This is a genomic window from Azonexus sp. MM2026_4 (assembly GCF_055901855.1).
Map to the genome: position 1 here is coordinate 1814546 of NZ_CM148380.1, position 26902 is coordinate 1841447.

Annotated in this window: 27 protein-coding genes; 14 read left to right on the forward strand and 13 right to left on the reverse strand. The window is 66.2% G+C overall.

Annotated features, from left to right (window positions below; translation table 11 throughout):
- Positions 1-48: 48 nt before the first annotated feature.
- The 10 genes from AC0KWY_RS08315 to AC0KWY_RS08360 all read right to left on the reverse strand — a co-directional run bounded on the left by AC0KWY_RS08315 (position 49) and on the right by AC0KWY_RS08360 (position 9323).
- Positions 49-666 carry a response regulator transcription factor gene (locus AC0KWY_RS08315; protein WP_474029172.1) on the reverse strand — a complete coding sequence of 206 codons (618 nt, stop codon included), beginning with the start codon at positions 664-666 and terminating at the stop codon, positions 49-51.
- Entirely contained in the window at positions 666-2081 is a 1416-nt protein-coding gene (locus AC0KWY_RS08320) for an HlyD family type I secretion periplasmic adaptor subunit (RefSeq protein WP_474029173.1), read from the reverse strand. Before AC0KWY_RS08320 ends, AC0KWY_RS08315 begins: the two co-directional genes overlap by 1 nt.
- Positions 2078-4243 (reverse strand): type I secretion system permease/ATPase, encoded by a 2166-nt coding sequence (locus AC0KWY_RS08325; protein WP_474029174.1) that lies wholly within the window; start codon positions 4241-4243, stop codon positions 2078-2080. Before AC0KWY_RS08325 ends, AC0KWY_RS08320 begins: the two co-directional genes overlap by 4 nt.
- A gap of 104 nt (positions 4244-4347) precedes the next feature.
- Positions 4348-5619, reverse strand: a complete 1272-nt coding sequence (locus AC0KWY_RS08330) for a 6-phosphofructokinase (RefSeq protein WP_474029175.1) — start codon at positions 5617-5619, stop codon at positions 4348-4350.
- 4 nt (positions 5620-5623) lie between these two features.
- Entirely contained in the window at positions 5624-6277 is a 654-nt protein-coding gene (adk, locus tag AC0KWY_RS08335; protein WP_474029176.1) for an adenylate kinase, read from the reverse strand.
- An 86-nt stretch (positions 6278-6363) separates the two neighbouring features.
- Positions 6364-7134, reverse strand: coding sequence for a 3-deoxy-manno-octulosonate cytidylyltransferase (gene kdsB, locus AC0KWY_RS08340; protein ID WP_474029177.1), 771 nt, complete (start codon positions 7132-7134; stop codon positions 6364-6366).
- Entirely contained in the window at positions 7134-7310 is a 177-nt protein-coding gene (locus tag AC0KWY_RS08345) for a Trm112 family protein (protein WP_416693585.1), read from the reverse strand. The genes kdsB and AC0KWY_RS08345 overlap by 1 nt, the downstream gene beginning before the upstream one ends.
- Complete coding sequence (lpxK, locus tag AC0KWY_RS08350; protein WP_474029178.1) at positions 7291-8298, reverse strand: tetraacyldisaccharide 4'-kinase; 1008 nt, start codon at positions 8296-8298, stop codon at positions 7291-7293. Before lpxK ends, AC0KWY_RS08345 begins: the two co-directional genes overlap by 20 nt.
- A complete protein-coding gene (locus tag AC0KWY_RS08355; protein WP_474029179.1) occupies positions 8298-8714 on the reverse strand; it encodes an ExbD/TolR family protein in 417 nt (138 codons plus the stop codon). The genes lpxK and AC0KWY_RS08355 overlap by 1 nt, the downstream gene beginning before the upstream one ends.
- Positions 8715-8717: 3 nt before the next feature.
- Positions 8718-9323, reverse strand: coding sequence for a MotA/TolQ/ExbB proton channel family protein (locus AC0KWY_RS08360; RefSeq protein ID WP_474029180.1), 606 nt, complete (start codon positions 9321-9323; stop codon positions 8718-8720).
- 285 nt (positions 9324-9608) lie between these two features.
- On the opposite strand from AC0KWY_RS08360, the gene xseA reads away from it, so the two are divergent.
- The 11 genes from xseA (at position 9609) to AC0KWY_RS08415 (ending at position 20284) form a co-directional block, all read left to right on the forward strand.
- Entirely contained in the window at positions 9609-10961 is a 1353-nt protein-coding gene (gene xseA, locus AC0KWY_RS08365) for an exodeoxyribonuclease VII large subunit (RefSeq protein ID WP_474029181.1), read from the forward strand.
- Positions 10962-11001: 40 nt separating this feature from the next.
- The gene (locus AC0KWY_RS08370) at positions 11002-11589 is read left to right on the forward strand and encodes a superoxide dismutase (protein WP_474029182.1); all 588 of its coding nucleotides are present in this window, start codon (positions 11002-11004) and stop codon (positions 11587-11589) included.
- Positions 11590-11672: 83 nt separating this feature from the next.
- Positions 11673-12335 (forward strand): response regulator, encoded by a 663-nt coding sequence (locus AC0KWY_RS08375; protein WP_474029183.1) that lies wholly within the window; start codon positions 11673-11675, stop codon positions 12333-12335.
- Entirely contained in the window at positions 12332-13627 is a 1296-nt protein-coding gene (locus tag AC0KWY_RS08380; protein ID WP_474029184.1) for a sensor histidine kinase, read from the forward strand. The genes AC0KWY_RS08375 and AC0KWY_RS08380 overlap by 4 nt, the downstream gene beginning before the upstream one ends.
- A 127-nt stretch (positions 13628-13754) precedes the next feature.
- Positions 13755-14069 carry a DUF485 domain-containing protein gene (locus AC0KWY_RS08385; protein ID WP_474029185.1) on the forward strand — a complete coding sequence of 105 codons (315 nt, stop codon included), beginning with the start codon at positions 13755-13757 and terminating at the stop codon, positions 14067-14069.
- A complete protein-coding gene (locus AC0KWY_RS08390; protein WP_474029186.1) occupies positions 14062-15822 on the forward strand; it encodes a cation acetate symporter in 1761 nt (586 codons plus the stop codon). Before AC0KWY_RS08385 ends, AC0KWY_RS08390 begins: the two co-directional genes overlap by 8 nt.
- A 185-nt stretch (positions 15823-16007) precedes the next feature.
- The gene (locus AC0KWY_RS08395) at positions 16008-16973 is read left to right on the forward strand and encodes a TerC family protein (protein ID WP_474029187.1); all 966 of its coding nucleotides are present in this window, start codon (positions 16008-16010) and stop codon (positions 16971-16973) included.
- 13 nt (positions 16974-16986) lie between these two features.
- On the forward strand, positions 16987-17511 hold the full coding sequence (locus AC0KWY_RS08400) for a universal stress protein (protein ID WP_474029188.1): 525 nt from the start codon (positions 16987-16989) through the stop codon (positions 17509-17511).
- Between the two features lie 129 nt (positions 17512-17640).
- Positions 17641-17895 carry a DUF4212 domain-containing protein gene (locus tag AC0KWY_RS08405; protein ID WP_474029189.1) on the forward strand — a complete coding sequence of 85 codons (255 nt, stop codon included), beginning with the start codon at positions 17641-17643 and terminating at the stop codon, positions 17893-17895.
- Positions 17896-17907: 12 nt separating this feature from the next.
- Positions 17908-19764 (forward strand): sodium:solute symporter family protein, encoded by a 1857-nt coding sequence (locus AC0KWY_RS08410; RefSeq protein ID WP_474029190.1) that lies wholly within the window; start codon positions 17908-17910, stop codon positions 19762-19764.
- A gap of 103 nt (positions 19765-19867) precedes the next feature.
- Entirely contained in the window at positions 19868-20284 is a 417-nt protein-coding gene (locus AC0KWY_RS08415; protein ID WP_474029191.1) for a hypothetical protein, read from the forward strand.
- On the opposite strand, the gene AC0KWY_RS08420 is transcribed toward AC0KWY_RS08415, so the two are convergent.
- From AC0KWY_RS08420 to AC0KWY_RS08430, 3 genes are read right to left on the reverse strand one after another with little or no spacing between them, the layout of a single operon-like run.
- Complete coding sequence (locus AC0KWY_RS08420) at positions 20281-20805, reverse strand: chorismate--pyruvate lyase family protein (RefSeq protein WP_474029192.1); 525 nt, start codon at positions 20803-20805, stop codon at positions 20281-20283. The genes AC0KWY_RS08415 and AC0KWY_RS08420 overlap by 4 nt on opposite strands.
- Entirely contained in the window at positions 20805-21248 is a 444-nt protein-coding gene (locus tag AC0KWY_RS08425) for a DUF192 domain-containing protein (RefSeq protein ID WP_474029193.1), read from the reverse strand. The genes AC0KWY_RS08420 and AC0KWY_RS08425 overlap by 1 nt, the downstream gene beginning before the upstream one ends.
- A 4-nt stretch (positions 21249-21252) precedes the next feature.
- Entirely contained in the window at positions 21253-21816 is a 564-nt protein-coding gene (locus AC0KWY_RS08430) for a pseudouridine synthase (protein WP_474029194.1), read from the reverse strand.
- A gap of 101 nt (positions 21817-21917) precedes the next feature.
- Here AC0KWY_RS08430 and AC0KWY_RS08435 point away from each other — a divergent pair, with 101 nt between their 5' ends.
- From AC0KWY_RS08435 to AC0KWY_RS08445, 3 genes are read left to right on the forward strand one after another with little or no spacing between them, the layout of a single operon-like run.
- Positions 21918-24173: a cyanophycin metabolism-associated ABC transporter gene (locus AC0KWY_RS08435; RefSeq protein ID WP_474029195.1), complete on the forward strand. Its 2256-nt coding sequence runs from the start codon at positions 21918-21920 to the stop codon at positions 24171-24173.
- A 1-nt stretch (position 24174) separates the two neighbouring features.
- A complete protein-coding gene (locus AC0KWY_RS08440) occupies positions 24175-24645 on the forward strand; it encodes a cyanophycin metabolism-associated DUF1854 family protein (RefSeq protein ID WP_474029196.1) in 471 nt (156 codons plus the stop codon).
- Positions 24646-24655: 10 nt separating this feature from the next.
- The gene (locus AC0KWY_RS08445; protein WP_474029197.1) at positions 24656-26893 is read left to right on the forward strand and encodes a cyanophycin synthetase; all 2238 of its coding nucleotides are present in this window, start codon (positions 24656-24658) and stop codon (positions 26891-26893) included.
- The last annotated feature ends 9 nt before the right edge of the window (positions 26894-26902 follow it).

Below are 26902 nucleotides of genomic sequence, written 5' to 3' on the forward strand. Positions count from 1 at the left end.
GGCATGTCGCAAATCCCCGCCAGGGCGCTCCCGGCGGGGGTTTGCGGGCTACAGGTTGACGCCGTTGATGCGCAGCGACAACTGCAACCGGTCGCGGGCGCCGGTCTTCTCGAAAATCGCGGTGAGGTGCGCCTTGACGGTGCGTTCGGCGATCTGCAGGCGATCGGCGATTTCCTTGTTGCTGGCCCCGGCGGCCACCAGCCTGGCCACCTGCTGCTCGCGCTCGGAAAGCCCGGGCAGCGGATCGTCGGCCGCCGGTTTGGCACGCTGCGCCAGGGCCCGGGTGGTATTGCCGATGACCTGCTGCAGCAGCGACTGGCCGACCCACAGGCCGCCGTTGGTGACCACCAGCGCGACCTGCTTCAGCACTTCGGGCGCCGCGTGCGTATTGCAGCAGCCGGAAGCGCCAGCGGACAGGCTCTCGAGCGTCAGCGCATCACTCGGCTCGTCGGCCAGGATCACCGTCCGGTAACCGGGCAAGGCGGCCGGCAGATGCGGCAGGACGTCGGCCAGTTTTTCCCCGGTACGCAGACGGCACCAGCGGATGCCGGCCCCGCTGCCGTCGCCGCCGGCGGTCGCCCGCCGCGAGACGACAGCCGCTGCCGGCATCGCATCGCGCCAGTTGGGCAACATCCGGGCTTCCCGGTCTACGATCAGATGGTTCATCAACGCTCCGTCATGGCGACGCTCTTCGCCCGCAGGACAGGCTTGAGCAGGTAGGTCAGGACGCTCTTCTTGCCGGTCAGGATATCAACTTCCGCGACCATCCCGGGAATGATCGGCAGGTTGGCGTCGCCAAAGCCGGGCTTGTTGGTCCGCACGCGGACCAGGTAAAAGGCGTTGCCCTTCTCGTCGGTCACGGTATCGGCGCCGATGTGCTCCAGCGTTCCTTCGAGGCCGCCATAGACGGCGAAATCGTAGGCGGAGAACTTCACCATGGCCGGCTGCCCCGGCCGCAGGAAGGCGATGTCGCGCGGCAGGACGCGGGCTTCCAGGAGCAGCGCATCCTCAAGCGGAACGATCTCGATCATGTCCTTGCCCGGCTGGACGACGCCGCCGACGGTGTTGACCAGCAGCCGCTTGACCACGCCGCGCACCGGCGAGCGGATCGACGACTGCTTGACCCGGTCGGAAAGGGCGACGCTGCCCTCGGCCAGGCCGCTCAGCTTGGTCATCGTCTCCGACAGTTCGCGCCCGGCTTCGTTGCGGAAGCTGAGTTCAACTTCCTCGATCTTGCGGTGCGCCTCGGAGATTGCCGCCTGGGTCCGCGTGATCTGCGCCGACGCCATGTCGCGCTCGCCGCGATAGCGGGAAACGTCGCGCTCCAGACGCAGCAGGTCGACTTCCGAAACGGCGCCGGAATTGATCAGCGGCCGCGTCTGCGCCAATTCCTGCGAGGTCAGGTCAAAGCCCTGCGACGCCTGGGCCCGGCGGGCGGTCGCCTCGTTCAGTTCCTGCTGACGTTGCGCCAGTTGCTGGCGGGCGATCGATACCGCGGCGTCGAGTTCGCTGCGGCGGGCGAGGAAGAGCTGGCTTTCCTGGAGAACGATGTCGGGCGCTTCCTTGGTCACTTCGGCCGGCGGCACGAAATCCTTGCCCTCGGAAATCGCCCGCAGCCGCGCTGCCTTGGCCAACAGACCGAGGTACTGGGCGCGGTTTTCCTTGACCGAGGAAACGAAGCGCGTCTCGTCGATCTTGATCAGCAACTGGTTCTCTTCGACGATGTCGCCTTCGCGCACCTCGATGTCCGAAACCAGGCCGCCGTCGATCGACTGCAGCACCTGCACCTGGCGCGACGGGATGACCCGGCCTTCGCCGCGCGTCACCTCGTCGAGCCGGGCGAAGGCCGCCCAGACGACGAAGAGTACGAAAACGAAGATGATCGAGCGCAGCAACACCCGCGCCCGCAACGGCTCCTGGCGCAGCATGGCGAGGTCGGCGTCGGTGGCGAAATCGACGACCTCGATTTCCTCGCGGTTGGGCAAGCGCCCGAGCAGGCGCTCGACGCGCGGCCGGGCGCGCTGCGCCACCCGCTCGAGCCAGGCATGAACTGCGCTCAGGAAGGCTTTCAAGCGACTCATGACGCCCTCCCGATACGGCCGCTTTGCAGCGCCTGGACGACCTGGTCGCGCGGACCGTCGGCGACCACCTTGCCGTCGTCGATGACGATGATGCGGGTGGCGAGGTCGAGCAGGCTGTTGCGGTGGGTGACGATGATCACCGTCTTGTGCGCGGCGATCGTCTTCAGGCGCTGCTTGAACTGCTGCTCCGACGAGAAGTCCATCGCGCTGGTCGGCTCGTCGAGCAGCAGGATCGGCGGGTCCATCAGGAAGGCACGGGCGATCGCCACGCCCTGGCGCTGGCCGCCGGACAGCGATTCACCGCGCTCGCCGATCATCATTTCGAAACCGTCCGGATGGCGGTTGATGAATTCCGTCAGGCCGCCCGCTTCGGCCGCCGCCAGGATCGCCGAGTCGTCGGCGAAGGGCGCACCGATCGAAATGTTGTCGCGCATGGTGCCGTAGAACAAGGTCACGTCCTGCGGCACGTAACCGATGTTGCGGCGCAGGTCGGCCGGATCGAGCTGGCGGACATCGACGCCGTCGATGCTGACCGCGCCGCCGGTCGTCTGGTAAAGGCCCATCAGGAGTTTCTGCAGGGTCGTCTTGCCGGAGCCGACGCGGCCGATGACAACCACCTTCTCGCCCTCGCGGATCGAGAAATTGACGCTTTTCAGCGCCGCCACCTGGGTATTCGGATAGTTGAAGGCGACGTCGCGGAACTCGATGTTGCCGCGCAATTCCGGCCGGTGGACGAAATTGGCGTCGTTCGGGCGCTCGACCGGGTTGGCCATGACCTGCTCCAGCGAAGTCAGCGCCACCTTGGCATTGTGATACTGCATCAGCAGCCCGACCACCTGGCCGAGCGGTGCCACCGCCCGCGACGACAGCATGGTGCAGGCGATCAGGCCGCCCATGCTGAGCATGCCTTCGCTGATCAGATAGACGCCGACGATGACGACCACCACGTTGACCAGTTGCTGCACTTCCATTGCGCCATTGGTCGCCGCCGCCGACAGGAAGCGCATCTGGTTGTTGACGCGGGCGACGAAGGCCACCGACTTTTCCCACTTGTTCTGCATGACGCCTTCGGCGCCCTGCGTCTTGATCGTCTCCAGCGCCGTCAGGCTCTCGATCAGCGTCGCGTTGCGCAAGGCGCCGGCGCGGTAGGTGGTTTCCGAAAGCTCGTGCATCTTGTGCTGCAGCACGTAGGCGTACACCGTCACCAGAACCATCGCCACCAGCACCGGGAAGATCAGCGGCCAGGCGATGATGCCGATGACGAGCAGGAAGAGCAGCGCGAACGGCAGGTCGATGAAGGTGGTGACCGTCGCCGAGGTGATGAAGTCGCGCACCGATTCGAAGGAACGCAGGTTGGAGGCGAAGGAACCGACTGCCGCCGGCCGCGCTTCCATGCGCACGCCGAGGACGCGTTCCATGATCTTGGCCGACAACTGCATGTCGATGCGGGCGCTGGCGAGATCGATGAAATAACCGCGCAGGGTGCGCAGCACGAGATCGACGACGATCACCAGCGAGACCCCGAGCGCCAGCACCCAGAGCGTCTCGATCGCCCGGTTGGGCACCACCCGGTCATAGACGTTCATCGTGAACAACGGCATGGTCAGCGCCATCACGTTGATCAGCAGCGCGGCGGCCAGTACGTCGCGATAGACCGGCCACTGGTCGGCCATGGCGCCCCAGAACCAGTGGCGCAGCTTGATCTCGCCGACCTGCGGCGTGCGCTTGTCGAAGCGGAAATGCGGCCGGGCGAAGATGGCGATCCCGGTATAGCGTGCGGCGAGTTCGACCCGGCCGAGGACGACCGTGCCCTGCCCGGTTTCCGGGAACAGCAGGCGGGCGTTCTCGCCGCTTTCGTCCCAACCGAGCAGAACGCAGGCCTCTTCGCCATTGAGCATGAGGACGGCCGGCAGCAACACGGCATCGATCCGCTCCAGCGGCCGCCGCGACAGCTTGGCGGAAAGACCGGCGCGGGCGGCGGCACGCGGGAACAACGACGGCGAGAGGATGCCTTTTTCCAGCGGTAGCCCGGCGACCAATGCCGCCCGGGTGCCAGGACGCCCATGAATACGGGTCAGTTCGACCAGGCAGTCAAGCAGGGGATCGTGGTGCAACAAATCCGCCCGGATTCCGGTTTTTACCGCTTCAACGGAAATGCTCATCCCTGGGGTCGCCCTTCATGTTATTTGTATGGTTGCCCGATTCTACCTTTCAGCGTCACGCCAAATGCAAAACATTGCAAACGGCGTCACCCCGCGAGCATGCCTCAGGGCACAAAAGCCTGCAAGCGCCGGGGAACCCGATGATTGCCGAGGTGTACGTAGTCGGGCAGACCGTCGCGGAAAGGCGGCGGGTCCTCGCCCGCGATCAGCGGCTGAAGATAGGCCCGGCAGATGTCGGTGATATGGAAGCCGTCGGCGGAAATGAATTCGGCCGGCATCCGCCGCTCCCGGTTGGCCACCGCGGTCAGCGGCACTTCGCCGATTTCCCAGCGGTAGGGCCGGTCGGCCAGGCGGCGCAGGGTCAGCATGATGTCGCTCTTCCCGGCCAGCGCCCGCTCGACGGCGGCGACGCCCAGCGCATGCGCCTGCTCGACGTCGGTACCGGAAGCAAGATGGCGCGCCGCCCGCTGCAGGTAGTCGGCGAGCGCCAGGTGGTACTTGTAACCGAGCCGGGCATGGATCAGCTCGGCGATGTAACGACCAACGCCGCCGGCCCGGGTATGGCTGGGCAACTCGCTCTGCGGCAGCGCGCCGATCTCGCAGCCGCCTTCGTCGCACAGGCCTTCGGCGGCGGCTATGGTGCAGTAGCCGAAACGCTGCACGCAGGCTTCGACGCGGGCGAGAAAACCTTCGGCGTCGAAACGGACCTCGGGAAACAGCAGCAGGTGCGGCGGTTCGCCTTCGTGGCCACTGGCCAGGCCGGCGGCGGCGGCAATCCAGCCGGCGTGGCGACCCATCGCTTCGAGGATGAAGACGCGGGTCGAGGTGCGCGCCATCGAGGCGACGTCGAAGCCGGCCTCGCGCATCGAAGTCGCCACGTACTTGGCGACCGAACCGAAACCGGGACAGGTATCGGTCAGCACCAGGTCGTTGTCGACGGTTTTCGGAATGCCGATCACCTGCACCGGGTAGCCGAGCCCGGCCAGCGTCTGCGACAGGTGCCAGGCGGCGCCCATGCTGCCGTCGCCACCGTTCAAAAAGACGTAGCCGATGTCGTAGGCGCGGAAAACCTCGATCAGCCGTTCGAAATGGCGCCGGTGCGTGGCCAGCGGCCCGAGGTGGTAGCGGCTGGAACCGAAGGCGCCACCCGGCGCGTAGCGCAGGCGGGCGATGTCGGCGTCGGTCTCGAGATCGGTGTCGATCAGTTCCTCGGTGAGTGCGCCGAGGATGCCGTCGTGGCCGGCGTAGACCTTGCCGATCCGCGCCGGATGTTGCAGACGCAAACGGCGTGCTTCCTGGATCAGGCCGCACGCCGTCGCGTTGATGACGGCGGTGACGCCTCCCGACTGCGCGTAGAAGGCGTTCCTCGCCACCATGGTTTTACTTCAGGGCGTCGAAAACCGCCGCGGTGATGTTGTCCACGCTGCCGACACCGGCGATCTTGCGCACCTGCGGCGCCGCGGCATCGCCCTCGGCTGCCCACTTGCCGTAGAAATCGACCAGCGGCTTGGTCTGCGAGTGGTAGACATCGAGCCGCTTCTTGACCGTTTCTTCCTTGTCGTCGTCGCGCTGGACCAGGTCCTCGCCGGTGACGTCGTCCTTGCCCTCGACCTTGGGCGGGTTGAACTTGACGTGGTAGGTACGGCCCGAAGCCAGGTGGGCGCGGCGACCGGCCATGCGTTCGATGATGTCGCTGTCCGGAACGTCGATTTCCAGAACGAACTCGATCGACACGCCGGCATCCTTCATCGCCTGCGCCTGCGGGATGGTGCGCGGGAAGCCGTCGAACAGGTAACCGTTCTGGCAGTCGTCCTGCTGCAGGCGATCCTTGACCATGCCGATGATCACGGCGTCCGGGACCAGGCCGCCGGCGTCCATGTGCTTCTTGGCTTCCAGGCCGAGCGGGGTGCCGGCCTTGACCTGGGCGCGCAGCATGTCGCCGGTCGAGATCTGCGGAATCCCGAATTTTTCGCAGATGTACTTGGCCTGCGTACCCTTGCCGGCGCCGGGTGCGCCCAAAAGAATCAATTTCATTGAGAAGTCCCTCTGGTTACGTATGAAAATTCTTGTTGTCGGCTGTTGCGGCGCCGTTCTCTAGACGGCCGAAATTACCTGCTTATTCAGGCACGGTCAAACAGTTTGCGCATCCGCTCGGCGTCCTCGGGCGTATCGACACCGGGCGCCGGCGCCGCGTCCACCAGGGCGACGCTGATCCGGTAGCCGTGCCACAGGGCGCGCAGTTGCTCGAGTGCCTCGAACTGCTCGGTCGGCGCCACCGCCAGCCCGGCGTAGGCCTTCAGAAAACTGGCGCGGTAGGCGTAGAGGCCGACGTGGCGCAGCGCCGGCAGGCCGTCGGGCAGGCTGGCGCCGCCGCCCTCGCGGGCGAAATGGTCGCGCGCATAGGGGATCGGGGCGCGCGAGAAATAGGCGGCATCGCCGTCGGCGCGGCAGACCACCTTGACCACGTTGGGATTGAAGAAATCGGCCGGCTCGGCGATCGGATGCGCAACGGTGGCAATGTCGGCACCACTGGCGGCGAGCTGGCGCGCGGTGTGGACGATGACTGCCGGCTCGATCAGCGGCTCGTCGCCCTGCACGTTGACGACGATGGTGTCGTTGCTCCAGCCGCGCTGTGCCACCACTTCGGCCAGACGGTCGGTGCCGGTGGCGTGGTCGGTGCGCGTCATCAGCGCGGCGACTTCGTGCGCTTCGCAGGCGGCGCGCACCGCGGGATGGTCGGTCGCCACCCAGACCTCCTCGGCGCCGGCGAGCCGCGCCCGCTCGGCGACGCGGACGACCATCGGCTTGCCGCCGAGATCGAGCAGCGGCTTGGCCGGCAGGCGGCTCGACGCGTAACGCGCCGGGATGACGATCTTGAACGCCGGCGTCATCACGCTTCGTCGGCGCCCAGCGGCCGCGCTTCGTCCTCGAGCATGACCGGGATGTCGTCGCGGATCGGGTAGGCCAGCTTGCACGGCTTGCAGACCAGTTCCTGCGCCGCCTTGCGGTAGTCGAGGGGGCCCTTGCAGATCGGGCAGACGAGTATTTCAAGCAATCGGGCGTCCACGGAGTTTCTCCACTATCAAATCGGTCAATGCCGGCGGCAGATCGGCGTCGACGGGCAGAACCCAGGTCTCCGCCGCCGTCAGTCCGGCGCATTTTACTGCATCCTTCTCGGTCATCAGCAGCACCGCGTCGTCGCCAAAAGCGAGGTCGCCGGCCGCGTAGGCGTGATGATCGGGGAAGGGATGGGGCACGCAGTCCAGGCCGAGGCCGGCCAGCGTCCGGAAAAAGCGCCCGGGATCGCCGATCCCGGCCACCGCGTGCAGCGGGCGGCCGCGCAACTGGGCGGCGACGCAGCGGACTGCCGGATCGTCGAGGCGGTAGAAGTCGCCGGCGCGCAGCGTCATCGCGAACGCCGGCCGGCCGCCGGCCAGGTCGGCCGCGGCAAAATCGTTGCCGACCACGGCATCGACTTCGGCCAGCCGCGTCAGCGGCTCGCGCAGCGGCCCCAGCGGCAGGCGCCAGCCGTTGCCGGCGCCGCGCCGGTCGAAGACGGCGATCTCGACGTCGCGCGCCAGCCGGTAATGCTGCAGGCCGTCGTCGCAAAGCAGCAGGTCGACCGTCGGATGCGCCGCCAGCAGCGCCCGGCCGGCCGCGGCGCGGTCGCGGCCGACCCACACCGGCACGCCGCTACGCCGGGCGAGCAGCAAGGGTTCGTCGCCGACTTCGGCCGGCGTTGACGCTGCCAGCACCGGACGCGGCTGGGCCGCTGCAGCGCCGTAGCCGCGGCTGACGATGCCGGGACGAAAACCGCGCGCCGCCAGTTGGCCGGCCAGCCACAGCGTCAGCGGCGTTTTGCCGGCGCCACCGACGGTCAGGTTGCCGACGACGACGACCGGCACCGGCAAGCGCTGCGGTCGCGCCTGCCGGCGCCGCCAGCCGGCAACGCCGGCAAAAAGCCGGTTGAGCGGCAGCAGCAGCGGCAGCAGAAGCCAGAACGCCGGCATCAGCCGGCGTTCGTACCAGTGTCGCTGCAACCAGCCGGCGAGCATCACTCGGGCGACTGGGTGGCGAAGGAGATGTGCGGGTAGCCCGCCGACTGCGCGGCCTGCATGACGTCGATGACGCGCTGGTGGGTCGCCTTGGCGTCGGCGTTGATGACGATCACCGGTTCCTTGCGCCCGGCTGCCGCCTGCTGCAGCGCCGCCGAAATCGCCTCGATCTCGCCGCTGGCGAGCGGCGCCTTGTTGACCAGGATCTGACCGGCGGCGGTGACCGCGACATCGATCTCGTTCGGCTGCTGATTTTCCTGGGCGACGTCGGCCATCGGCAGGTTGATCTCGAGGCCGGAGAACTTCGAGTAAGTGGTCGTCAGCATCAGGAAGATGATGATCACCAACAGCACGTCGATCATCGGGATCAGGTTGATTTCCGGCTCTTCGCGGCCGCGTCCGCGCTGGAAATTCATCGCTTACTTCCGGTCGCCGTGCATCACTTCGACCAGGCGTACCGCCTGCTGCTCCATCTCGACTACGAAGCCATCGACCAGCGCCCGGAAATGGCGCCAGAAGATCAGGCTGGGAATCGCGATGAAGATGCCGAAACCGGTGTTGTACAGGGCGATCGAGATGCCGTGCGCCAGTTGCTGCGGGTTGCCGGTGCCCGGCGCCTGCGAACCGAAGATCTCGATCATCCCGATGACGGTGCCGAACAGCCCCATCAGCGGGCTGATCGAGGCGATGGTACCAAGCGTCGTCAGGTAGTGGTTGAGCTCGTGGGCAACCGCCGAACCGGCTTCCTCGATCGATTCCTTCATCACTTCCCGGGAATTGTTCACGTTGCGCAGTCCTGCCGCCAGCACGCGACCGAGCGGCGAGTGGCGGTCCAGCTCTTCGAGCAGCTTGCCATTGTCGGCACCGCGCCGGAATTCCCCGACCGCCCGCTGCAACAGGCCCGCCGGCACGATCTTCGCCCGGCGCAGGCTGATCAGGCGCTCGATGATCAGCGCCATGGAGATGACCGAGGCCAGCAACAGAGGCCAGATGGGCCAGCCGGCCGCTTTGACGATTTCAAACACTTGACGATGTCCTTGGGGAAAATTCAGTCCGCAATTCTGCCTCCCCGGCGCCGCAGGGGCAAGCACGACGATTTTCCGGGGCCGCCGCGGCTTATCCCCAAAAGCTGTGGATAAGTCTGTGGAAGAGCTGTCATCAGTCGCCGCAAACCCGCAAGAAACAAGGCTTTCGCCTGCCCTGCCACAAAACGAGGCATAGAATAAAAATTACCTAAAATCAACAACTTGAAATTCAACAGAAATGTCAAGCGCCTACCGGGAAAAGACTTCCGCAGGTAGAATGCAGCCATGCCCTCCCCCCAGCTGCCTGTCGATAACTCCGTGCTCAGCGTCAGCGCGCTCAACCGCCTGGTGCGCGACTGCCTGGAGTCCGCCTTCCCGCTGCTCTGGGTCGGCGGCGAAATTTCCAACCTGACGCGGGCAGCCTCCGGCCACGTCTATTTCTCGCTCAAGGACGGCAATGCCCAGGTGCGCTGCGTGATCTGGCGCAACCGGGCGCAGCTCCTGGGCTGGCGCCCGGAGAACGGGCAGAAGGTGGAAGCCAACGCGCTGGTTTCTTTCTACGAAGCGCGCGGCGAGTTTCAACTCACCGTCGAATCGCTGCGCCGTGCCGGCCAGGGCGACCTCTACGAACGCTTCCTGCGGCTCAAGGCGCAACTCGACGGCGAAGGTCTCTTCGCCGCCGAACGCAAACGCCCGCTGCCAGCCTACCCGCGCCGCCTGGCCATCGTCACCAGCCTGCAGGCGGCGGCGCTGCGCGACGTGCTGAGCACGCTGCACCGGCGCGCCCCCTACCTCGCCGTCGAGATCCACCCGGCGCCGGTGCAGGGCGACGGCGCCGCCGCACGCCTCGCCGCCGCCCTGGCCGCCGCCGGCAGGAGCGGAGCCGATGCCGTCATCCTCTGCCGTGGCGGCGGCAGTATCGAAGACCTCTGGGCCTTCAACGAAGAAGCGGTCGCCCGCGCCATCGTCGCCTGCCCGCTGCCGGTGGTCGCCGGCATCGGCCACGAAACCGATTTCACCATCGCCGACTTCGCCGCCGACCGCCGCGCGCCGACACCGACCGCCGCCGCCGAACTGCTGTCGCCCGAGCGCAGCGCGCTGCAGGCACGTCTCGACGAACTGCAACGCCGCCTGCGGCGCGCCGGCCAACGCCAACTGGCCGATAACCAGCAGAGCCTCGACTGGTTGCGGGCACGCCTGCTTCACCCGGCGCAGACCCTGCTCCGCCAGCACCAGCACGTGGCGCGCCTGAGCGACCGCCTGCAGCGCGCCCAGGCCGCCGGCCTGCTGCGCCAGCGTCTGGCGCTCAGCACGCTGGCCCGCCGCGCCGCCGGCTGCCGCCCGCAGGCCGGCTACCGCGAAAACGCGCTGGCGCAACTGGCCTATCGGCTGCAACAAGCCAGCCGCGGGCAACTCGCCGAACGACGAATGAAACTAAATGACCTCGCCGGCAGTCTCAGACAACTGGACCCCGAGGCAGTGCTGGCACGCGGCTACGCGCTGGTCAGCAATGCCGACGGGAAGCCGCTGCAGGACAGCCTGGCGGTCCGCCCCGGCGACCGGCTGCAGATCCGGCTGGCCCGCGGCGGTCTGGCGGCAACGGTCGATCAGGTTGTCGCCCCGCCGGAAGCTGACTAGAATTTTCAAATCACCCCTGACAAACAACGGAGAATACTAAATGGAACACCAACTGCCCGCTCTGCCCTACGCCAAGGACGCACTCGCCCCGCACATGTCGGCCGAGACCTTCGACTACCACTACAGCAAGCACCACAACGCCTACGTGGTTAACCTGAACAACCTGATCAAGGGCACCGAATACGAAGCCCTCGACCTCGAAGCCATCGTCAAGAAGGCCCCGGCCGGCGGCATCTACAACAACGCCGCCCAAGTCTGGAACCACAGCTTCTTCTGGAACTGCATGAAGCCGAACGGCGGCGGTGCGCCGAGCGGCGCGCTGGCCGCGGCCATCGACGCCAAGTGGGGCTCGTTCGACGCCTTCAAGGCCGCCTTCCAGACCTCCGCCGTCGGCAACTTCGGTTCCGGCTGGACCTGGCTGGTGAAGAAGGCCGACGGCTCGCTCGACATCGTCAACATGGGCGCCGCCGGTACCCCGCTGACCACCGGCGACCAGGCCCTGCTCTGCGTCGACGTCTGGGAACACGCCTACTACATCGACTACCGCAACCTGCGTCCGAAGTTCGTCGAAACCTTCCTCAACCACCTGGTCAACTGGTCCTTCGTCGAAGCCAACTTCGCCGGCTGATCCATTTTCTCGATGCCTCACGCATCAATCCGAACGGCCCCCGGACAAATCCCGGGGGCCGTTTTTCCAATGAGTGATTGCCCTTGAGAATCCTGCTCGCCGAGGATGACGCGCTGATCGCTTCGGCCATTCTGGCCAGCCTGCGCAAACACGATTTTTCCGTGGACTGGGTCAGCGACGGTCTGGATGTCGTCGGCGCGATCCAGGCACACGACTATGGGATGCTGATCCTCGATCTCGGCCTGCCGCACGTCGACGGCATCGACATCCTGGCCCGCCTGGAACACCGCAACAAGCGCCTGCCGGTTCTCATCATCACTGCCCGCGGCGGCCTCGACGACCGGGTCAGCGGCCTCAACGCCGGCGCCGACGATTACCTGGTCAAACCTTTCGAACTCGAGGAACTGGTCGCCCGGGTCTTCGCGCTGCGTCGCCGCACCCAGGGCTGGACGCAGAGCGAACTGTGCCTCGGCGCGCTGCGCGTCGATCCGCGCAAGCGCCAGGTGAGGCTGGCCGACCAGGAAATTCACCTGTCGGACCGCGAATTCCGCCTACTGATGGCGCTGATCGAGGTTCCCGGCGTTGTCCTCAGCATCACCCAGCTCGAAGAACGCCTCTATGGCTGGGGCGAGGAAATCGCCAGCAATTCGATCGAAGTGCAATTGCACCGCCTGCGCAAGAAACTGGGCAAGGAATGGATCCGCAACATCCGCGGCATCGGTTTCAAGCTGGTTGAGCCGGCGTGAACTCCGTTCTCACCCGCCTGCTCGCCTGGCAGATCGGGACCCTGATCATCACCGCCGCCTTCGTCACCGCGCTGACTTACCGGATGACCTGGAACGAGTTCAGCCGCAGCCGCGACCTGTCGCTGGAACAGGTGGCCTGGGCGGTGATGCGCCACCACGGCATGCACCCCGAGATCTACGATCTCTCCAACCACCAGCAGAGCATCATCAGCCAGGTCTGGGGAAAGGACGGCAAGCTGCTGTTCGCCTCCCGCCCCGATCAGCCGCTACCGCGCCAGAAACCGGGTTTCAGCACTTTCACCTGGCAGGAACAGGAGTGGCACGCGGTGGTCATCGAGGATCGCGGCAGCACCGTCCAGGTGGCCAATCCGAGCGATTCGCACGCCCTGTGGTTCCGCGAGTTCGGTAGTTCGCTGATCGTCCCGTTCACGGTGCTCGTCGTCATCATGGGCAGCTTCATCGCCATCGCCGCCGCCCAGGCCTTCCAGCCGCTGCGCCAGCTACGCCAGGAAATCCGCGAACGCGTCCCCGGTTTCCTGTCGCCGATTCCCCGCGAGCCCTACCCCGACGAGATGCTGGTCATCGTCGATGCGCTCAACGACATGCTGCAACGCCTTGATCTGGCCTTTCTCGCCCGCCAGCGCTTCATCGCCGATGCCGCCCACGAACTGCGCACGCCGCTCACCGCGCTGCAGCTCAATGCCCAGGTGGTCAGCACCGAAGCCGACCCGCTGGTGCGCCAGGAAGCGCTGAGCAATCTGCGCGCCGGCGTCGACCGGGCCTCACACCTGGTCAGCCAGTTGCTGCACCTGGCGCGCTTCGACCCGCAATTTGCCGGCAAACGGGCAATGACAACGGTCGATCTGCTCGAACTGGCGAAAACCGTCATCATCGAATGCGACATCCTGGCCGCCACCAAGGGAATCGACCTCGGCCTCGCCGAGCAGATGCCGACCGCGCTGGTGGGCGACCCGGAGGCCCTGCGCGTGCTGCTCTCCAACCTGATCGACAACGCCATCCGCTATACCCCGGACGATGGCCGGATCGACATCAGCGTCACCCACGACGACGAATGCGCCCGCCTGAGCGTTGCCGACAACGGGCCGGGCATCCCCGCCAGCGAGCGGGAACGCGTCTTCGCGGCCTTCTGCCGTCTCGCCACGTCGATTCCGGGCAGCGGCCTGGGACTGGCGATCGCGCTCGAAATCGTCCGCCACCACAATGGCCGGATCGCGCTCGACGACACGCCGGGCGGCGGCCTGACGGTGCGCGTCGAACTGCCGCTCAACTGACGCCGACAAGCGCCATCCTGCGGATTTTTCTTAAGTTGACTTCATTAAGTTCTGTGTAAGGTGGCGGGCCGATCATTTAAATCGTTACATATCCCGTAACCGCCACAACAAAACGAGGAGGTCGACGATGTCGCAAGACGTTTATGCCCGGATCCGGGCAAATCCAAAATACCAGCAATTAAAATCGGTCCGCAATAACTACGGCTGGGTCATGACCCTGCTCATGCTGATCGTCTATTACGGCTATATCGCGCTGATCGCGTTCGACAAGGAATTCCTGGCCACGCCGCTGAACAGCACCGGCGTATCCACGATCGGCATTCCCATCGGCGTCGGCGTCATCCTGTTCACCGTCGTCATCACCGGCATCTACGTGCGCCGCGCCAATGGCGAATTCGACCAGTTGAAGGCGGAAATCGTCAAGGAGGCCAGCAATGGTTAAGCAGCACAAACAACTCCTCGGCGCGCTCGCCCTGGCCGCCGTTGCCGGCACGGCCTTCGCGGCCGGCGCCGACCTCGGCCAGGCCGAGAAGCAGGCGACCAACTGGACCGCCATCGCGATGTTCGCGATCTTCGTCGCCTTCACGCTGTGGATCACCAAGTGGGCAGCGGCCAAGACCAAGTCGGCGGCCGACTTCTACACCGCCGGCGGTGGCATCACCGGCTTCCAGAACGGCCTGGCGATCGCCGGCGACTACATGTCGGCCGCGTCCTTCCTCGGTATTTCCGCCGCGGTGATGGCCAACGGCTACGACGGCCTGATCTTCTCGATCGGCTTCCTCGTCGGCTGGCCGATCATCACCTTCCTGATGGCGGAACGCCTGCGCAACCTCGGCAAGTTCACCTTCGCCGACGTCGCCGCCTACCGCTTCAAGCAGACCCCGATCCGCGCCTTCGCCGCCACCGGCACGCTGGTCGTCGTCGCCTTCTACCTGATCGCCCAGATGGTCGGTGCCGGCCAGCTAATCAAGCTGCTGTTCGGTCTCGAATACTGGATGGCGGTGGTCATCGTCGGCGCGCTGATGATGGTGTACGTGCTGTTCGGCGGCATGACCGCGACGACCTGGGTACAGATCATCAAGGCCATCCTGCTGCTCTGCGGTGCCTCGTTCATGGCCTTCATGGTGCTGCTGCACTTCGGTTTCAGCCCGGAAGCGATGTTCGCCGAAGCGGTCAAGATCAAGACCGAACTGGCCGCCAAGGGCCTGCTGGCCGAAGCCCTGAAGACCGATCCCGCCGCTACCGCTGAAGGCGTCGCCGCCGCAGCCGCCGCCAAGGGTCTGTCGATCATGGGCCCGGGCAACTTCGTCAAGGACCCGATCTCGGCGATCTCCTTCGGCATGGCGCTGATGTTCGGTACCGCCGGTCTGCCGCACATCCTGATGCGCTTCTTCACCGTGCCGGATGCCAAGGAAGCCCGCAAGTCCGTTTTCTGGGCGACCACCTGGATCGGCTACTTCTACATCCTGACCTTCATCATCGGCTTCGGCGCCATCACCTTCGTGCTGACCAACCCGCAGTTCCTGGACGCCAAGGGCGCCCTGCTCGGCGGCGGCAACATGGCGGCTATCCACCTGGCCAACGCGGTCGGCGGCAACATCTTCCTCGGCTTCATCTCCGCGGTCGCCTTTGCCACCATCCTCGCCGTCGTTGCCGGTCTGACGCTGTCCGGTGCTTCCGCCGTGTCGCACGACCTGTACGCCACCGTGTTCAAGGAAGGCAAGGCCGATTCGGCTGCTGAACTGCGCGTTTCCCGGATCACCACGATCGTTCTTGGCGTCATCGCCGTCGTGCTGGGTATCGCCTTCGAAAAGCAGAACATCGCCTTCATGGTCTCGCTGGCTTTCGCCATCGCTGCCTCGGCCAACTTCCCGGTGCTCTTCATGTCGGTGTTGTGGAAGAACTGCACGACCCGCGGCGCGGTGATCGGCGGCTTCCTCGGCCTGATCTCCTCGGTTGCGCTGACCGTGGTCTCGCCGTCGATCTGGGAAGCCACGCTCGGCAACCCGAAGGGTTCCGCCTGGTTCCCCTACACCTCGCCGGCCCTGTTCTCGATGACCATCGGCTTCGTCGGCATCTGGCTGTTCTCGATCCTCGACAACAGCGCGCAGGCCAAGAAGGAACGCGAAGCCTACCTCGACCAGGAAGTCCGCTCGGAAACCGGTATCGGTGCATCCGGCGCCAGCGGCCACTAAGTCAGAAGAAAAACAACTCCGGCCGGATGCCCTCCGGCCAACTGCAAGGCCCCTGCCACGGCGGGGGCCTTTTTCTTATTTGAGCGCGCCGGTTTTTTCTGAACGTTGATAAGAATGCGCAGCCTTGATCGACGGCCCGGCCGGCGTAATCTGTCGCCACTTCAATCTCCGGTCCCCTCCCGTCCATGACGATCAGCACCGACAGTTTCGCCACCCCCGGCATGTGGGCCGGCTTCATCGCTTTCATCGTGGCCATGCTGGCCCTGGATCTCTTCGTTTTCGGCGGCCGCCGCTCGCACCGGGTATCGGTCAGGGAAGCCGGCACCTGGGTCGCCGCCTGGGCCAGCCTGGCGATGCTCTTCGCCGGCCTGCTCTGGTGGTACCTGAACCAGACCCTGGGCGCCGAGATCGCCGAGCGCAAGGCGCTGGAGTTCCTGGCCGGCTACCTGATCGAACAGTCGCTGTCGGTGGACAACATGTTCGTCTTCGTCATGATCTTCGGCTACTTTGCGGTGCCGCCCGAGCTGCAGCGCCGTGTCCTGCTCTACGGCGTCCTCGGCGCCATCGTCATGCGTGCCGGCATGATCCTCGGCGGCGTCTGGCTGGTCGGCCAGTTCGCCTGGCTGCTCTACGTCTTCGGCGCTTTCCTGGTGGTCACCGGGATCAAGATGCTGGTTCTCGCCGAAGCCCAGCCCGACCTCGAACAGAATCCGCTACTGCGCTGGCTGCGCCACCACCTGCGCATCACCCCGGAGTTCCAGGGCGAAGCCTTCTTCGTGCGGCGCGCCGGCGTCCTCTGGGCGACGCCGATGTTCCTGGTCCTGATCCTGATCGAAGCCAGCGATGTCGTTTTCGCGGTCGACAGCATTCCGGCCATCTTCGCGGTGACCACCGACCCCTTCATCGTCTTCACCTCGAACATCTTTGCCATCATGGGCCTGCGGGCGCTCTACTTCCTGCTCGCCGACATGGCCGACCGCTTCCACCTGCTCAAATACGGCCTCGCCATCGTCCTCGTCTTCATCGGCGGCAAGATGCTCGCCGCCCCCTGGTTCCACATGCCGATCCACTGGTCGCTGGGCATCGTCGGCAGCATCATCCTGAGTTCCGTCCTCCTGAGCCTGTTCATGTCGCGCCGCCAAAATGCCTGAAGGAGCCTCCACCATGCCAACCGAGCCGATCCCCACGCCGAGTTCCGTCGTCCGCGACGACGAGGGACGCGTCGTTCACCTCTGTCTTTCCCCCATCCCCGTCGCGCCAGAGATCGACGGGGAAACCTGGCTGCTCTGCAGCGATGGCTCGACGCACGCCCAGCGCGCCGTCGAGGAAGCCATCCGCCTGGTCCGCGGCATGCCCTCGGGTCGCCTCGCCCTGCTCCACGTCGAACCCTGGTTGAGCAAGGAAGCTGCCGAACACGAACTGGCCGAGCGTAGCTGGCGAGCTACCGCGAGCGCCCGCGCCGCCTTGTCCGGCGCCGGGCTGACTGTCCCTTTGCATGCGCTGATGCATGGCGATCCGGCAACTGCGATCTGCGACTTCGCCCGTGCCGTCAGGGCGCGCGGCATCATCATCGGCAGCCGTGGCCTGGGCGCCACCGCCAACCTGTTGCTCGGTTCGGTCGCCAGCAAGGTGATCCAGTCGAGCACGCTGCCCGTCCTCATCACCGGCGCCCAGTGCGCGCCCCGCTGACGCGAATACTTACACGAAAATTAACGAATCGTCAGTCAGCCGTAAGTTTTCCCTCCCAAACTCGAGAACAGGGTGGTCGGAGCGTCCGCGTTCCGCCCCCCCATTCCAATCATCTGGAGGAGACAAATAATGGAAAAAAGCGGCAAGGACTACTGGTCAACAGTACTTAGTCTGCTGACCAAGATCCTGATCGTCTGGTTTTTGATCTCGTTCGGCGCAGGCATCCTGTTCGTCGACGTGTTCAACACGATCAAACTCGGCGGCTACCCCCTGGGCTTCTGGTTCGCCCATCAGGGATCGATCTACGGCTTCATCATCCTGATCTTCTACTACGCGAAGAAGATGGGTGATATCGACCGTGAATTCGACGTACACGAAGACTGAGAGGGAAGAACGATGGATCTTCAAACCACAACCTACCTGGTGGTCGGTGCCAGCTTCGCGCTGTACATCGGCATCGCCATCTGGGCTCGCGCCGGTAGCACGGCCGAGTTCTACGCCGCCGGCGGCGGCGTCCATCCGATCACCAACGGCATGGCGACGGCCGCCGACTGGATGTCGGCTGCGTCGTTCATCTCGATGGCCGGCCTGATCGCCAACATGGGTTACGGCGGCGGCCTGTTCCTGATGGGCTGGACCGGCGGCTACGTTCTGCTGGCGATGCTGCTTGCCCCGTACCTCCGGAAGTTCGGCAAGTTCACGGTGCCGCAGTTCATCGGCGATCGCTTCTACTCGCAGACCGCATCGACGGTGGCGGTGATCTGCCTGCTGACCGCCTCGCTGACCTACATCATCGGCCAGATGACCGGCGTCGGCGTCGCCTTCTCGCGCTTCCTCGGCGTCTCGAGCGATACCGGCATCTACATCGGCCAGGCGATCGTCTTCCTCTACGCCGTGTTCGGCGGCATGAAGGGCATCACCTACACGCAGGTTGCGCAGTACATCGTGCTGATCGCCGCCTACCTGGTGCCGGCCTTCTTCATCTCGCTCAACCTGACCGGCAACCCGCTGCCGCAACTGGGCCTCGGCTCGAGCATGTCGGGTACCGACGTCGCCCTGCTGACCCGCCTCGACCAGGTCGTCACCGACCTCGGCTTCGGCCAATACACGACGACGACGGCCGGCAGCACGCTGAACATGTTCGTGTACACGATGTCGCTGATGATCGGTACCGCCGGTCTGCCGCACGTCATCATGCGCTTCTTCACCGTGCCGACGGTCAAGGACGCGCGCTCCTCCGCCGGCTGGGCGCTGATCTTCATCGCCCTGCTGTACACGACCGCCCCGGCTGTCGGCGCGATGGCCAAGCTGAACCTGCACGGCACGGTCAACTCGGCGGTCGGCCTGCAAACCGACGCCAACGGCAAGATGGTCGTCAATGCCGACATCGTCAAGGCCAAGGGCGACCTCTATGCCCCGGAAGCCAGCCTGGAAGTCGAAAAGCGTCCGGAGTGGATGAAGCGCTGGGAAAAGACCGGTCTGCTCAAGTTCGAGGACAAGAACGGCGACGGCCGCATCCAGTACTACAACGACAAGACCAAGAACGCCGACGCCAAGGCCAAGGCCGAAGCCGCTGGCTGGAAGGGTAACGAGCTGACGGTCAACGCCGACATCATCGTGCTCGCCAACCCGGAAATCGCCCTCTTGCCGAACTGGGTCATCGCCCTGGTCGCTGCCGGCGGTCTGGCTGCCGCGCTGTCGACTGCTGCCGGCCTGCTGATGGCGATCTCCTCGGCGGTCTCGCACGACCTGGTGAAGAACGTCTTCAACCCGGACATCAGCGAAAAGAACGAGCTGCTCGCCGGCAAGATCTCGATGGCGGTCGCCATCGTCGTCTCCGGCTACCTCGGTCTCAACCCGCCGGGCTTCGCCGCCGGTACGGTTGCGCTGGCCTTCGGTATCGCCGCTTCCTCGCTGTTCCCGGCGATCATGATGGGTATCTTCTCGAAGAAGATGAACAAGGAAGGCGCCATCGCCGGCATGCTCGCCGGTCTGTTCGTCACCCTGTTCTACGTCTTCGCGCACAAGGGTATCTTCTTCATCAAGGGCACCGAGTTCATCGACATGATCGGCGGCGCCAACAGCTTCTTCGGCATCACGCCGGAAGCCTTCGGGGCGATCGGCGCTCTGGTCAACTTCATCGTTGCCTTCGTGGTCGACAAGATGACCAAGGAACCGCCCGAGCACATCCAGCACATGGTCGAGCAGGTGCGCATCCCGCGCGGCTCGAAGCTGGTCAATGGCGCTCACTGAGCGGGTTTGAAGTAAGCTCCCGGAAACCCCGCCGGCCGTCCCGGCGGGGTTTTTCCCGGAGTGCCCGGCGCTCGCCGCGGCTTGACGAATATCGAGGTTGATGATGGTTTTTGACGTACACGTCGCGATGACCTGGATCCTGTTCCTGGCCCTGTTCCCGATTTCGTTCTACTGGTTGCGCCGCGCCTGGCGCATCGCGATCAACAAGGATTTCTCGGAAGTTGCGCTCAAGCGCGGCGAACCGCCGCCCAACGCGGAAAAATACGCCCCCTTCGAGGCGGCGATCAACCTGATCTGCGGCAGCATCGCGCTGGCCGTGATCCTCGGCGTACTGACTGGGGAAATGGCATACGACACCTGGATGGCGGTTGCCGGATCGACGATCTGGTGCAAGTTCTTCCTCAGTTTCGCGCTCAGCCGCAACGCCCACATGAACGCCGACCTCAAGCGCCGGCAGGCGGAAAAGGCGGCCGCCCGGGCCGCCGCCGAAGCGCAGGCGCGTACCGGGATTCCCGGCTAAGCGACCGGCCGCAGTTCGCGCAGTGCCGGCAGGAAGACCTCGCTGACCAGCACGTTGCCGCCATCGAGGTAGTGCCGCGAGCGGCGCGCCCAGAGCGCCGGCAGGGGCCGGCCAAGCGCCGTGCAGACGCGGCGGTGCAGCGCGTCGCGCGGCTGCAGACGGACGAATTCGATGTCACCGCGCCGGAAGCCGCGGTGGATGAAGAGCAGCGAGCCGAGCGAACGGCTGCCGAGACGGTCGAACCAGCGGCCGAGGCGGCCGCAGCGGCTGCCCGCGAGCACGCTTTCGGCGAAGATCACCGGCACCCCGTCGCATTCGAGCAGCACCTCGCGCACCGGCGGCCGCCCGTGCGCCGTCTCGTCGGCCAGGGCCGGGGCGCGCCCCTGGGCCAGGACGCGGACGCGGAATTCCCGGCAGTGGCGCTGGCAGCGCGCGGTCAGCGATGCCGGTTCGGCCAGCCAGTCGCGCCACGGCCGCGCCGCGCCGGGCAGGCTGCCCCGCCAGTCGAGCCGGACCGGCATCAGCGCGGCGTCGGCGCGCGTTCGAGACCGCGCAGGCGGGTACCGCGGGCGATGCCGCGTTTGGCGAACCAGCCCTGGTTCATTTCCAGCGCGTAACGCGCCGGCTGCTTGGCGCAATGGTTGTCCTCGGTTTTCGGCGCCATGTCCTCGATGTTGATGATGTAACCATCGCCGTCGATGAAAGCGACCGAGAGCGGCAGCAGGGTGTTGCGCATCCACATGCAGTGGGTGTTTGCCTGGGCGAAGACGAAGAGCATGCCGCGTTGCGCCGGCATCGTCTCACGGTGCATCAGCCCAGTCTGGCGGTGGCGGTCCTCGGCCGCCACCTCGGCCTCGATGCGGTGGAAACCGGCGCTCAGCTCGATCACCGGCATCGCCTCACCCGCTCCCGCCAGCCCCGCCAGCAATAGGCCGCAGACACCGGCCAATCCGAGTTTCTTCATTCCTTCAACCTCGCAAATCATCAATCGTCGCCTCGCGCTGGCGCCACTCGCCGAGCCCGAGATCCGCCAGCGTCAGCCGGCCGATCGCCGCCCGCACCAGACGCAGCACAGGATAACCGATCGCCGCGCCCATCCGCCGCACCTGCCGGTTCTTGCCCTCGGCGATGCGGATTTCCAGCCAGCTGGTGGGAATCGCCGCCCGGTAGCGGATCGGCGGATCGCGCGGCCAGAGGCCGGGCGGTTCGTCGATGCGGCGCACCTCGGCCGGCAGCGCGGTGAAATCGGACAGGCGGATGCCGGCGCGCAGACGGTCGAGATCGGCCTCGCCCGGTTCGCCCTCGACCTGCGCCCAGTAGGTCTTCACCAGCTTGTGGCGCGGGTCGGCAATGCGCGCCTGCAGGCGGCCGTCGTCGGTGAGCAGCAACAGGCCTTCGCTGTCGGCATCGAGGCGCCCGGCGACATACACGCCCTTGAGCGGAATGTAGTCGACCAGCCCCCGCCAGCGCCCTTCCGGCGTAAACTGGCTGAGGACGCCGTAAGGCTTGTTGAAGATGACGATTTTCGACACGACGACCGCGCAACTGGATAAAGTCGCGATTTTACGGCAGCCACCGTCAACCGTCCGCCATTCGCCGCGTTATTGCTGAAACCTTGTCCCCAAGCCCTTTGATGCCGCAACCGCAAGCTCCGTCGCCCGAGCGCCAGCCCGCCCTCCCCGCCGCCTGGCAAAACACTGTCAATCAACATCTGGAGCCCGACGAACGCGTCGAAGCCTGGCTGGAAACCGATCTCGACGGCCAACTGCGTTTCACGCGCGGCCTGCTTCTCCTCACCGCCCGCCGCCTGCTGGCGTGGACGGCAACCGACACCAAGGGCGGCGTCTGGCCGCTGCTTGCCGGCCTGCGTCTCGAACATCACGACCACGCCGGTGTCGGCACCCTGGAACTGGTCGACGACAATGCCCGACACGCCGTCTGGCGCTACACGATGGGACGCAACCTGGCGGCGCTGCGCCTGTGCGGCGAGTTCGCGCTGCAGCGCGACAGCCGGCTGAGCGGCACGCCGATCGAACGTAGCGGCGACGACCTCTGCCCGAAGTGCAAGGCACCGCTGCCGCCGGGCGAAGACGAATGCCCGATCTGCACGCGCGCCGAAACGGTCGCCCCGTCAACGTGGACGCTGCTGCGCCTGTGGCGCTTCGCCCGCCCCTACAAGGGCCGCCTGCTCACCGGCTTCCTGCTGACCCTGGCGTCGACGGCAGCGACCCTGGTGCCGCCCTACCTGACCATGCCGCTGATGGACGAGATCCTGATTCCGTTCCAGAACGGCCAGCCGATCGACCGCGACCTGGTCACGCTCTACCTCGGCGGCCTGTTCGGCGCTGCCATGCTGGCCTGGATCCTCGGCTGGCTGCGCACCTACATCCTGGCGCTGGTTTCGGAACGGATCGGCCGCGACCTGCGCACCGCCACCTACGAACACCTGCTCGGCCTGTCGCTGGAGTATTTCGGCGGCAAGCGCACCGGCGACCTGATGGCGCGCATCGGTTCGGAAACCGACCGCATCAACGTCTTCCTGTCGCTGCACCTGCTCGACTTCGCCACCGATGTGCTGATGATCGCCATGACTTCGGCCATCCTGTTCTCGATCAACCCCTGGCTGGCGCTGGTCACGCTGCTGCCGCTGCCCTTCATCGCCTGGCTCATCCACACCGTGCGCGACCGTCTGCGCACCGGCTTCGAGAAGGTCGACCGGGTCTGGGCCGAAGTGACCAACGTGTTGGCGGATACCATCCCCGGCATCCGCGTGGTCAAGGCCTTCGCCCAGGAAAAACGCGAGGCCGAACGCTTCCGCGACGCCAACAAGCACAACCTGGCGCTCAACGACAAGCTCAACCGCACCTGGTCGCTGTTCGGGCCGACCGTCACCCTGATGACCGAAATCGGCCTGCTCGTCGTCTGGGCCTTCGGCATCTGGCAGATCTCGCACAAGGACATCACGGTCGGCGTGCTCACCGCCTTCCTCGCCTACATCGGCCGCTTCTACACCCGGCTCGACTCGATGAGCCGCATCGTCTCGGTGACGCAGAAGGCCGCCGCCGGCGCCAAGCGCATCTTCGACATCCTCGACCATGTGTCGTCGGTGCCGGAGCCGACGCGTCCGGTCCATCTCGACCGGGTCGAAGGGCGCATTGCGCTCAAGCAGGCAAGTTTCCGCTACGGCACCCGGGCCGTCACCCGGGGCGTAGACCTGACCATAGCACCGGGCGAGATGGTCGGCCTGGTCGGCCATTCCGGCTCGGGTAAATCGACGCTGGTCAACCTGATCTGCCGCTTCTACGACGTCAGCGAGGGCGCCGTGCTGATCGACGGCGTCGACGTGCGCAGCGTGCCGGTCGCCGAATACCGCCGCCACATCGGCCTGGTGCTGCAGGAACCCTTCCTCTTCTTCGGCACCATCGCCGAGAACATCGCCTACGGCAAACCGGAGGCGACGCGCGCCGAAATCATCGCCGCCGCCCGCGCCGCGCATGCCCACGAGTTCATCCTGCGCCTGCCGCAGGGCTACGATTCGCTGGTCGGCGAGCGCGGCCAGGGGCTGTCCGGCGGCGAGCGCCAACGCATCTCGATCGCCCGCGCCCTGCTCATCGACCCGAAGATCCTGATCCTCGACGAAGCCACCTCGTCGGTCGACACCGAGACCGAAAAGGAAATCCAGAAGGCGCTCGACAACCTGGTGCGCGGCCGCACGACGATCGCCATCGCCCACCGCCTGAGCACGCTCAGGAAGGCCGACCGGCTGGTGGTGATGGATCGCGGCCAGGTCGTCGAAACCGGCACCCATGATGCATTGATCGCCGCCGAAGGGCACTATTACAAGCTCTATCAGGCGCAGGCGCGCAACGTCGAAGGCGCGGAGGCATAACATGGCGCATTCCGGATTTTCCCTGCAACGCGACGCCTACGGCCGGCTCTTGCTGATCGATGCCGCCGGCGAGCGCCACGAAGGCGTCGTCCCGGTGCGCGCCTTTCCCATCGCCGCCCCCGACGAAGGCCTGTCGCTGCTCAGCGGCGACGGCCACGAAGTCGGCTGGGCCGACGCCGTGGCCGATCTGCCGGCAGCCGAACGGGCGCTGATCGAGGAGGAACTCGCCGGCCGCGAGTTCATGCCGATGATCGACGCCATCGTCGAGGTTTCCAGTTTTGCCTGCCCGAGCACCTGGCAGTTGCGCACCGACCGTGGCCCGGCCGAACTGCTGCTCAAGGGCGAGGAAGACATCCGTCGCCTGCCCGGCGGCCGCCTGCTGATCGCCGACAGCCACGGCATCCAGTTCCTGATTCGCGACGTCGCGGCGCTCGACCGGCACAGCCGGCGGCTGCTCGACCGCTTCCTGTGAGTCCGACACCATGAAAAACATCGTCATCCGCGACATCGTCACACTGCGCGGCCCCAACATCTGGACCTATCGCCAGGTGCTCGAAGCCTGGATCGACATCGGCGAGCTGGAGGATTTCCCCTCCAACACCATTCCCGGCTTTTACGACCGCCTGGTCGCCCTGCTGCCGTCGCTGGTCGAGCATCGCTGCAGCTACGAAGAGCGCGGCGGCTTCCTGCGCCGCGTCCAGGAAGGCACCTGGCCCGGCCATGTCCTCGAACACGTGACCTTGGAGCTGCAGAATCTCGCCGGTCTCCCCGGCGGTTTCGGCAAGGCTCGCGAAACCAGCGAGCGCGGTGTGTACAAGGTGGTGATCCGCGCCTGGCACAACGATGTCACGCGCAAGGCGCTGCACCTCGGCCGCGACCTGGTGATGGCCTGCATCGACAACACGCCCTTCGACATCGCCGCCGCCATCGAGGAACTGCGCGACATGGTCGATTCCTGCTGCCTCGGCCCATCGACCGCCAGCATCGTCGATGCCGCCGACGACCGCGACATCCCGGCGATCCGCCTGCTCGCCGACGGCAACCTGGTGCAGCTCGGCTACGGCGCCGCGATGCGCCGCATCTGGACGGCCGAAACCGACGCCACCAGCGCCATCGCCGAAACCATCTCGCGCGACAAGGACCTCACCAAGTCGCTGCTCGCCGACTGCGGGGTGCCGATTCCCGAAGGCCGCGAAGTCAAGGATGCCGCCGATGCCTGGGAAGCCGCCGAAGACATCGGCCTGCCGGTATGCATCAAGCCGGTCGACGGCAACCACGGGCGCGGCGTCTTCATCGACCTCTCCAGCCGCGAGGAGATCGAGAAAGCCTGGTCGGTCGCCGTCGATGAAGGTTCCGGCGTCCTCGTCGAGCGCTCCATCCCCGGCGTCGAACACCGCCTGCTGATCGTCGGCGACAAGCTGGTCGCCGCCAACCGCAGCGAAATGATCACCGTCACCGGCGACGGCAAGTCCACCGTGCGCGAACTGATCGACAGCCAGGTCAACACCGACCCGCGCCGCGGCCCGACCGAACTGCATCCGCTGTCGGTGATCCGCATCGACTCGGCGGCGCGCATGGAACTCGAACGCCAGGGGCTGGACGCCGACGCAATCCCGGCCGCCGGCCGCGAGGTGCTGATCCAGCGCACCGCCAACCACGCTTTCGACTGCACCGATGAGGTTCATCCGGAAACCGCCGCCGTCTGCGCGCTGGCCGCCCGCATCGTCGGCCTCGACATCGCCGGCGTCGACCTGGTGTGCAAGGACATTTCCCAGCCGCTGGCCGCGCAGGGCGGCGCCATCGTCGAAGTCAATGCCGGCCCCAGCCTGCTCATGCACCTCAAGCCCGGCGTCGGCCAGCCGCGCCCGGTCGGCCGCGCCATCGTCGACAACCTGTTCGGCGCCAACCAGAGCGGCCGCATCCCGGTGATCGGCGTCGCCGGTTCGCGCGGCAAGACGCCGGTCGCCCGCCTGGTTGCCCACCTTCTCCACCTGTCCGGTCGCGCCGTCGGCCTGGCCTGCAGCGACGGCGTCTTCCTCGGTCGGCGCCGGGTGCAGAAGCAGGACGCCGCCAACTTTGCCGGCGCTCGCCGGCTGCTGCTCAACCGCGCCGTCGAGGCGGCGGTGATCGAGAACGGCGGCCGCGTCATCCTCGGCGAAGGCCTGCCCTACGACCGCTGCTCGGTCGGCATCGTCACCAACATCCTGCCCGACGGCGAAGACCTCTCGCGCTGGGACATCCAGCCGACCGGCGGCGAGTATTACACGACCTGGCGTGCCACCTACCGCACCCAGGTCGACGTCGTGCTGCGCGGCGGCTACTGCATCCTCAACGGCGACGACCCGGCGGTGGCCGCACTGGCCGAACTGTGCGACGGCGAAGCCATCCTCTTCGCCGGCAGTACCGACGCCCCCGCCCTCAACGACCACCTCGACACCGGCAAACGCGCCGTCTATGTCAGCGAAGGCCGCATCTGCCTCGGCAGCGGCCCCGACGAAATCCGGCTCTGCCGCCTCGGCGACGTGCCGGCGATCGGCAAGACCAAGGCCCCGGAAGCCATCGCCAACGTACTGGCCGCCGTCGCCGCCGGCTGGGCGCTCGGCCTGACCCAGGACGTCATCATCACCGGCATCAAGACCTTCGGTCTCGACCTCGCCGATCCCTTTGCCCTGCTGCCGCGCCGTGCCCGCAAGTCGGCCAACGTCGCCAGCCGTATCTGACCCCAAGGA

Excerpts from the sequence above, each read along its gene's own strand:
- AC0KWY_RS08325 (WP_474029174.1), bottom strand. The coding sequence starts at position 4,243 with ATGAGCATTTCCGTTGAAGCGGTAAAAACCGGAATCCGGGCGGATTTG.
- AC0KWY_RS08425 (WP_474029193.1), bottom strand. The coding sequence starts at position 21,248 with ATGAAGAAACTCGGATTGGCCGGTGTCTGCGGCCTATTGCTGGCGGGG.
- AC0KWY_RS08385 (WP_474029185.1), top strand. The coding sequence starts at position 13,755 with ATGTCGCAAGACGTTTATGCCCGGATCCGGGCAAATCCAAAATACCAG.
- kdsB (WP_474029177.1), bottom strand. The coding sequence starts at position 7,134 with ATGACGCCGGCGTTCAAGATCGTCATCCCGGCGCGTTACGCGTCGAGC.
- xseA (WP_474029181.1), top strand. The coding sequence starts at position 9,609 with ATGCCCTCCCCCCAGCTGCCTGTCGATAACTCCGTGCTCAGCGTCAGC.
- AC0KWY_RS08330 (WP_474029175.1), bottom strand. The coding sequence starts at position 5,619 with ATGGTGGCGAGGAACGCCTTCTACGCGCAGTCGGGAGGCGTCACCGCC.
- AC0KWY_RS08355 (WP_474029179.1), bottom strand. The coding sequence starts at position 8,714 with ATGAATTTCCAGCGCGGACGCGGCCGCGAAGAGCCGGAAATCAACCTG.
- AC0KWY_RS08370 (WP_474029182.1), top strand. The coding sequence starts at position 11,002 with ATGGAACACCAACTGCCCGCTCTGCCCTACGCCAAGGACGCACTCGCC.
- AC0KWY_RS08405 (WP_474029189.1), top strand. The coding sequence starts at position 17,641 with ATGGAAAAAAGCGGCAAGGACTACTGGTCAACAGTACTTAGTCTGCTG.
- AC0KWY_RS08440 (WP_474029196.1), top strand. The coding sequence starts at position 24,175 with ATGGCGCATTCCGGATTTTCCCTGCAACGCGACGCCTACGGCCGGCTC.
- AC0KWY_RS08435 (WP_474029195.1), top strand. The coding sequence starts at position 21,918 with ATGCCGCAACCGCAAGCTCCGTCGCCCGAGCGCCAGCCCGCCCTCCCC.
- AC0KWY_RS08320 (WP_474029173.1), bottom strand. The coding sequence starts at position 2,081 with ATGAGTCGCTTGAAAGCCTTCCTGAGCGCAGTTCATGCCTGGCTCGAG.
- adk (WP_474029176.1), bottom strand. The coding sequence starts at position 6,277 with ATGAAATTGATTCTTTTGGGCGCACCCGGCGCCGGCAAGGGTACGCAG.
- lpxK (WP_474029178.1), bottom strand. The coding sequence starts at position 8,298 with ATGCTCGCCGGCTGGTTGCAGCGACACTGGTACGAACGCCGGCTGATG.
- AC0KWY_RS08400 (WP_474029188.1), top strand. The coding sequence starts at position 16,987 with ATGCCAACCGAGCCGATCCCCACGCCGAGTTCCGTCGTCCGCGACGAC.
- AC0KWY_RS08415 (WP_474029191.1), top strand. The coding sequence starts at position 19,868 with ATGGTTTTTGACGTACACGTCGCGATGACCTGGATCCTGTTCCTGGCC.
- AC0KWY_RS08395 (WP_474029187.1), top strand. The coding sequence starts at position 16,008 with ATGACGATCAGCACCGACAGTTTCGCCACCCCCGGCATGTGGGCCGGC.
- AC0KWY_RS08315 (WP_474029172.1), bottom strand. The coding sequence starts at position 666 with ATGAACCATCTGATCGTAGACCGGGAAGCCCGGATGTTGCCCAACTGG.
- AC0KWY_RS08390 (WP_474029186.1), top strand. The coding sequence starts at position 14,062 with ATGGTTAAGCAGCACAAACAACTCCTCGGCGCGCTCGCCCTGGCCGCC.
- AC0KWY_RS08420 (WP_474029192.1), bottom strand. The coding sequence starts at position 20,805 with ATGCCGGTCCGGCTCGACTGGCGGGGCAGCCTGCCCGGCGCGGCGCGG.
- AC0KWY_RS08410 (WP_474029190.1), top strand. The coding sequence starts at position 17,908 with ATGGATCTTCAAACCACAACCTACCTGGTGGTCGGTGCCAGCTTCGCG.
- AC0KWY_RS08445 (WP_474029197.1), top strand. The coding sequence starts at position 24,656 with ATGAAAAACATCGTCATCCGCGACATCGTCACACTGCGCGGCCCCAAC.